The following is a 6,513-nucleotide window of genomic DNA, read 5'->3' as shown; positions in this document are numbered from 1 at the left end:
ATGCGCAGGTGAAGATCCGTGGTTTCCGGATCGAGCCCGGCGAGATCGAGGCCGTGCTGTCCGGGCATCCCGCCGTCGACCAGGTCGCCGTCGTGATGCGTGAGGACCAGCCCGGCCACCGGCACCTCGTGGCCTATCTCGCCGGGACCGCCGGGACCGCCGGAACCGCCGGGGACGGCTCGGACCTCCGGGACTTCGCGGCCGGGCGGCTGCCGGACTACATGGTTCCTTCCGCGGTAGTGCTGCTGGACGCGTTGCCGTTGACGGTCAACGGCAAGCTGGACCGGGACGCGCTGCCGGCTCCCGACTTCGCGGGCCTGGCCGGTGGCCGGGAGCCCCGGACGCCCGTCGAGGAGGCGCTGTGCGCGCTGTTCGCCGAGCTGCTGCACCTGGAGTACGTCGGGGCCGACGACAGCTTCTTCGACCTCGGCGGCGACTCGATCATGTCGATGCAGCTGGTGGCCCGGGCCCGCCGTGCGGGCATGGTGATCACGCCCAGGCAGGTGTTCGAGGACAAGACGCCCGCCCGCCTCGCGCTGGTGGCGGAGAGCAGGCCCGCCGGACCGGCGGTCGACGACCTGGCCGTCGGTGAGGTCCCGTTGATCCCGGTGATGCGTTGGGTGGCCGAGCGGACCGGGCTGCGCCGGTTCTCCCAGTCGGTGCTGACGATCGTGCCGGCTGGGCTGGGCGAGGGCCGGTTGGTCACGGCGGTCCAGGCTCTGGTGGACCGGCACGACGCGCTGCGGGCGCGGCTGGTGTGCCCCGGCCCGGACGTCGCCTCGTGGCGGCTGGACATTCCGCCGCCTGGTCTGGACGCCTCCTCGTCGGTGCACCGGGTGGACGCCGCCGGTCTGACCGGGCCCGAGCTGACCTCGCTGGTGGCCGCGGTGGGCCGGTCGGCGGCGCGGCGGCTCGATCCGGAGGCCGGGGTGATGCTGCAGGTGGTGTGGCTGGATCGGGGGCCGGATGCCCCCGGCCGGGTGCTGCTGGTGGCGCACCACCTGGTGGTCGACGGGGTGTCGTGGCGGGTGCTGCTGCCGGACCTGGCGGCGGCCTGTACGGGGGCTTCGCTGGAGCCGGTGGGCACCTCGTTCCGCCGGTGGGCGGGGCTGCTGGCCGGCTCGGCGGACGACCCGGCGCGGGTGGCGGAACTGCCTGGGTGGCAGCGGTTGCTGGCCGATCCCGAGCCGCCGCTGGGCGGGCGTCCCCTGGACCCCGCTCGCGACACGGTGTCGAGCGTACGGCGGGTGTCGGTCCCGGTGCCGCGTGACGTGACGGCGGCGCTGCTGACAACCGTACCCGCGGTGTTCCACGCCGGGATCGACGACGTGCTGCTGACAGGTCTGTCGCTGGCGGTGACCGAATGGCGCGGGGTGCCAGGCCCGGTGCTGGTGGATGTGGAGGGGCACGGCCGTGAGCCGTTGGCCGAGGGGGTGGACCTGTCGCGCACGGTCGGCTGGTTCACCGAGATCCATCCCGTCCGGCTGGACCCGGGTCGGGTGGACTTCGCCGAGGTACGGGCGGGTGGCGATGCCGCGGGCGTGGTGATCAAGCGGGTGAAGGAGCAGGTGCGGGCGGTGCCGGGCGATGGCCTGGGCTTCGGCGTGCTGCGCTATCTCAACGTGGTCACGGGACCGGCGCTGGCCGCGCCACCGGTGCCGCAGATCGGGTTCAACTACCTGGGCCGGTTCACCACCTCGGCCAGGCAGGAGGAGTGGCAGCCGGTGGCGCTGGGCGGGGACATGCCCGAGCGGATGCCCGTCGCGCACGCGCTGGAGGCGGACGGGATCGTCGAAGACGGGCCCGACGGGCCCGAGCTCACCGTGTCGCTGTCGTGGCCTGCCGGTCTTCTCGAGCCGGACGCGGTGCGGGAGCTGACCGACGGGTGGGTGGCGATGCTGACCGGGCTGGCCGCTCAGGCGGGCCGCCCGGGGGCCGGCGGGCACAGCCCGTCCGACTTTCCGCTGCTCAGCCTGGCCCAGCAGCAGCTTGAGGAGCTGGAAGCGGAAATCGCGATGGAGGACTAGCCGATGCCGGTGGCTCGGATCAACGGGATCAACCTGAGCTTCGATGACTACGGCGTGGGAGCGCCGGTCCTCCTGGTCACCGGGACGGGAGCCCCCGGGCGCGTCTGGCGGACCCACCAGGTGCCGGCGCTGCGAGCCGCGGGCTACCGCGTCATCACGATGGACAACCGGGGCATTCCGCCCTCCGACGCCKGGCCTGAGGGGTTCACGCTGGCCGACATGGTGGCCGACACCGCCGCCCTCATCGAGCATCTGGGCGTCGAGGGCTGCCGGGTTGTGGGCTTCTCACTCGGCGCCATGATCGTGCAGGAGCTGCTCGTCGCCCGGCCCCGGTTGGTCGGGCAGGCCGTGCTGATGGCGACCCGCGGCAGGTCCGACGCGCTGGCCACCGCCATGTCCCTAGCCGAAATAGAGCTGTACGACAGCGGTGTCACGGTACCTGCGCGTTATGCGGCTTTCATGCATGCGCTGCAGAGCCTCTCGCCGCGTACGCTCAACGACGAACGGCAGATCAGGGACTGGCTCGACGTCTTCGAKGTCTCCGCGGTGACCCTCTCGGCGGCCCGCGGCCAACTGGGCCTGGAACTCATCCCCGACCGCCGGCCGGGCTTCGCGCATATCCAGTGCCCCTGTCTGGTGATCGGCTTCCAGGACGACCTGATAGTCCGTCCACCGMTGTGCCGCGAAGTCGCCGAGGCCATCCCGGGAGCCACCTACGAAGAAATTCCGGGCTGCGGCCACTACGGCTACCTGGAACGCCCCACCGAAGTGAACTCGGCCATTCTGGGCTTCTTTGCTCGGCAAACGACCGGCGCAGTGCCCGGTCAGGTCATCGTCACGTAGTGCCGCGGTAATCAACACGGCTGACCCGTTCCGTCATCGAGCCCCGGCCGCCGGTGATGGAGGTGCGTGGGAGCCTTGGCGTTCATTCGACCTCGGCCAGGGCGTGGGCCGGCCGCAGCCGGGTCGTGCGCCAGGCCGCGAGCGTGCCGGCGATCAGGGCCGCGGCGATGGCGATCAGGGCCGCCGCCGCGAGGGTGCTTGGCTCGGTGTGTGCGTTCAGGTGCACGGCGAGGTTGTGCGCGCCCGTGCCGGTGCCGACGGTGGCGGTCAGGGTCGGTGCGACCGCGTTGACAAGACCGATGCCGGCGTAGCCGACCGCTACTCCGAGCGCCGCGCCGGCGAGGCCGACCGTGCCGGACTCGGCCATGATCTGCGTGATGACGCGCCAGCTGGTCCAGCCGATCGCTTTCAGGGTTCCGAGTTCGCGCGTCCGCCGGGTTACGGAGGCGAGGGTGAACAGGCTGGCGGCGGCGACGGTGGCCAACAGCACGCCCACGGTGAGCCAGGTGCCGAGATCGTGCATGAGGGTGGTGGCGCTGGCGAGAGAGCCGTTGACCGCCTCGGCGAGGTCGCGTGAGCTGCTGAGGGTGGCCGAGGGCAGGAGCGCGGCGAGCTCGGTTTCGACCGCGCCGACGTCGGCCGCGGTGCTCGCCGAGACGTAGATCGTGCTTACCTTCCCCGCCAGCGGCTCCGAGTGCTGACCGGCGGGCAGCCGCTGGGCGGCAGCGAGCGGGAGGTAGATGCTGGCCGCGCCGGTGGCCGTGGGTTGAGAGACGATCCCGACGACGGCGAACCGGGTCCCGGCAACGGTGATCGTCGATCCGACGCCAAGGTGGTGGGCGGCGGCGTACTGGGTGTCGATGACCGCGACGTCGCCGCGGCTGTCGGCCCGGGACAGGGAACGGCCCGAGCGAAGCGTGGCGGACGCGGCTGGCCCGAGGCCCAGGCGCGTGACGTCGATCCCGTCGATCCTCGTGCTGGTCGGGATGCCGCCCGAGCCGGTCGGCGGGAGGGTGATCTCGCTCAGGACCAACGAGTCCGCGACGCCGGCGACGTGCGCCAGCCCGGCGATGGCCCGCACCGTCGACGAATCCAGCACCGCCCCGCCGGCCACCGACAGGCCCGTGCTGCTCGCGCCGTCCGCGCTGCCGCTGCCGTCCGCGCTGCCGCTGCCGGTCGCGCCGGCGCGACGGTCGGCCGATGGTGTGGCGGTGACGGTGAGGTCGGTGCCGATCCCGTTCAGCGTGTGTAGCACCGCGGTCTGCGCGTCGTCGACCGCGGCGGCGGTAGCCGTCGTGGCGAGGACGAGCCCGACGCCGACGGCGAGCCCCGTGGCGACGAGCATCGCCTGACGCGACCGGTGCCGCAGTTCACGTCGAAGATAGGTCAGGACGAACATGAGGGCTCCGATCGTGCRTTCGCCGACCGGCGGCGTGCGTTTGACATGCCGGTCACCCGATCCGCGTACCGGTGATGTCCAGCTTGCCGTCGTGCATGACGGCAACACGTTCGGCGAGGGCCGCGACGGCGCTGTCGTGGGTGACGAGCACGAGCGTGAGCTGGTTGGCGGTCCAGATCTGTTCGAGCAGCGTGAGGATCTCGTCGCGGGTGTCGACGTCGAGGTTGCCGGTGGGCTCGTCGGCGAGCAGCACGCTGGGTTCCTTGACCAGGGCCCGGGCGATCCCCACGCGTTGTTGCTGGCCGCCGGACAGCTCGGAGGGCAGGTGTCCGGCTCGATCGGCCAGGCCCACGGCCGCCAGCGCTGCCGCCGCGCGTTCCCGGCGCTGGACGGCGGGGGTGCGCAGCGGAACGAKGGCGGCTTCGACGTTCTCGATCGCGGACAGGGTGGGGATGAGGTTGAACATCTGGAACACGAAGCCGACCCGGGCGGCACGGATCTCGGTGAGCTGTTTCTCGGACATCGTGGCCAGGTCCTGACCGTCGAGGTTGACGGTGCCGGTGCTGGGCCGGTCCATGCCGCCCAACAGCTGCAGCAGGGTGCTCTTGCCGCTGCCGGTGCGGCCCTGGATGGCGAGCCATTCGCCGTCGGCGATGGACAGGTTCAGGTCCCGCACCGCGGTGACGGTGCTGCCACGGGCGCGGAAGGTCTTGGAAACGCCGGTAAGGGTATACATCGGGTTCTCGATTCGATCTCGGGAAAGCTCGGTTCGACCTCGGGAAGGGCGGTAAGCGGGTGCGGGTGGCCGGGGCTGGTGTGCTGGTGTGCTGGTGGGCTGGTCAGGCGACGCGGACGAGGGCGTGGGCCGGGCGCAGCCGGGCGACGCGCCAGCTGCCGAGCGCGCCGGCGAGGACCGCGCCGACGATCGCGAGCACGACCGCGAGCAGGATCGTCGCGGCCCCGACGGTGGCGTGCAGGTGGACGCTGAGGGTGTGCACCCCGCCGGGCAGCGTCATCGTCTCGAGGCTGCCGTTCTTGATCAGCGCGCCCTGGGGTGGTGTCGAGCCGGGGTTCAGGGCGACGGCCGCGGTCAGCGTGGGGGCGATCGCGTCGATGACGGCGGCGCCGGCGAACCCGAGCCCGATTCCGACCGCGGCTCCGGCCAGGCCGGTCACGAGCGATTCGGCCATGATCTGGGCGATGATGCGCCGGGTATGCCACCCGAGTGCCTTGAGCGTGCCGAACTCGCGAACCCGCCGCCGCACCGCGGCGGTGGTCAGCAGGGCGGCCAGCGCGAATGCGGCGAGGAGCATCGCCACGGCCAGCCAGCGGCCGAGGTCGCGCGCGAGGTCGGCGGCGCTGGCCAGCGACCCGCTGACCCTGCTGGCCAGGTCCGACGAGCTGGTGACGGTGGCACTCGGGAGCAGCTTGGCGACCTCGTCGTGCACGGTGGGGATGTCGGCCGCGCCGGCGGCGGCCACGTAGATCGCGGTGAGCTTCCCGGCCAGGTCGGRCCGGGCGGAGGAGGCGAGTGCCCGGGCGCGGCCGAGCGGGATGAAGACGTCCTCCGGGTCGCTGGCGGCTGGTTGGCTGATGATGCCGATCACGGTGAAGCGGGTCTTGGCGATCACGATCGTCGAGCCCACCCCAAGGTGGTGCGCGGCCGCGTAACGCGCGTCGATCACGGCGCGGTCGGCGTCGGCGTCCGCGGTGGTGAAGGACCGGCCCGAGGTGAGCGTGCCGGAGGCGTACGGGCCGAGCTTGAGGTGCGCGACATCGACCCCGTCGATGCTGGTCGAGGTGAGGCTGGGCAGCCCGCCGGTGGACGGCGTCGGGCCGACGACCGTCTCACCCACGCTCAGGCCGCCCGCGACCTCGGCCACGCCGGACATCTTCGAGATCGGGGCCAGGGCTGAGGAATCCAGTAGCCCGAGGCCGGGCGGCAGCCGGAAGAACTCCTTGCCCGCGTCCCCGGACGTGACCAGGCCCTGATTCGAACCCGAACCGCTCGAACCCGAGCCGCTGGTGGCCGCCGTCGTCACCGAGATGTCGGTGCCCACCCCGTATAGCGAGTGGAGCACCGTGGTCTGCGCCCGGCTCACGCCCGTCGACGCCGCGGTCAGCGTGACCACCGCAGCGACCCCCACCGCCAGACCGACCGCGACGATCACTGTCTGYCGGGCCCGTCCCCGCAGGCCGCGCAGCAGGTAGGTCACGAAGAACCTGCTCGAGGATGTCGCCGGT

5 protein-coding genes are annotated in these 6,513 nt (G+C 72.3%); 2 read left to right on the top strand and 3 right to left on the bottom strand.

The features are described from left to right. Positions 1 to 2,027: condensation domain-containing protein (locus CcI156_RS09980; protein WP_254847359.1), on the top strand; the 2,027-nt coding region annotated here is incomplete at its 5' end. A gap of 3 nt (positions 2,028 to 2,030) precedes the next feature. After that, on the top strand, positions 2,031 to 2,870 hold the full coding sequence (locus CcI156_RS09975) for an alpha/beta fold hydrolase (protein ID WP_076805385.1): 840 nt from the start codon (positions 2,031 to 2,033) through the stop codon (positions 2,868 to 2,870). Between the two features lie 82 nt (positions 2,871 to 2,952). Here the strand turns inward: CcI156_RS09975 and CcI156_RS09970 are convergent, their stop codons facing one another. The 3 genes from CcI156_RS09970 to CcI156_RS09960 all read right to left on the bottom strand — a co-directional run bounded on the left by CcI156_RS09970 (position 2,953) and on the right by CcI156_RS09960 (position 6,485). Next, on the bottom strand, positions 2,953 to 4,269 hold the full coding sequence (locus tag CcI156_RS09970) for an ABC transporter permease (RefSeq protein ID WP_023840251.1): 1,317 nt from the start codon (positions 4,267 to 4,269) through the stop codon (positions 2,953 to 2,955). A 52-nt stretch (positions 4,270 to 4,321) separates the two neighbouring features. Then, a complete protein-coding gene (locus CcI156_RS09965; RefSeq protein WP_076805384.1) occupies positions 4,322 to 5,005 on the bottom strand; it encodes an ABC transporter ATP-binding protein in 684 nt (227 codons plus the stop codon). 103 nt (positions 5,006 to 5,108) lie between these two features. After that, a complete protein-coding gene (locus CcI156_RS09960; RefSeq protein WP_217697689.1) occupies positions 5,109 to 6,485 on the bottom strand; it encodes an ABC transporter permease in 1,377 nt (458 codons plus the stop codon). Positions 6,486 to 6,513: the final 28 nt, after the last annotated feature.

This window comes from Frankia sp. CcI156 (genome assembly GCF_001983015.1).
GTDB classification, from domain to species: domain Bacteria; phylum Actinomycetota; class Actinomycetes; order Frankiales; family Frankiaceae; genus Frankia; species Frankia casuarinae.
Note: the sequence above shows the minus strand (reverse complement) of the source record. Positions and strands in the feature narration are given on the sequence as shown.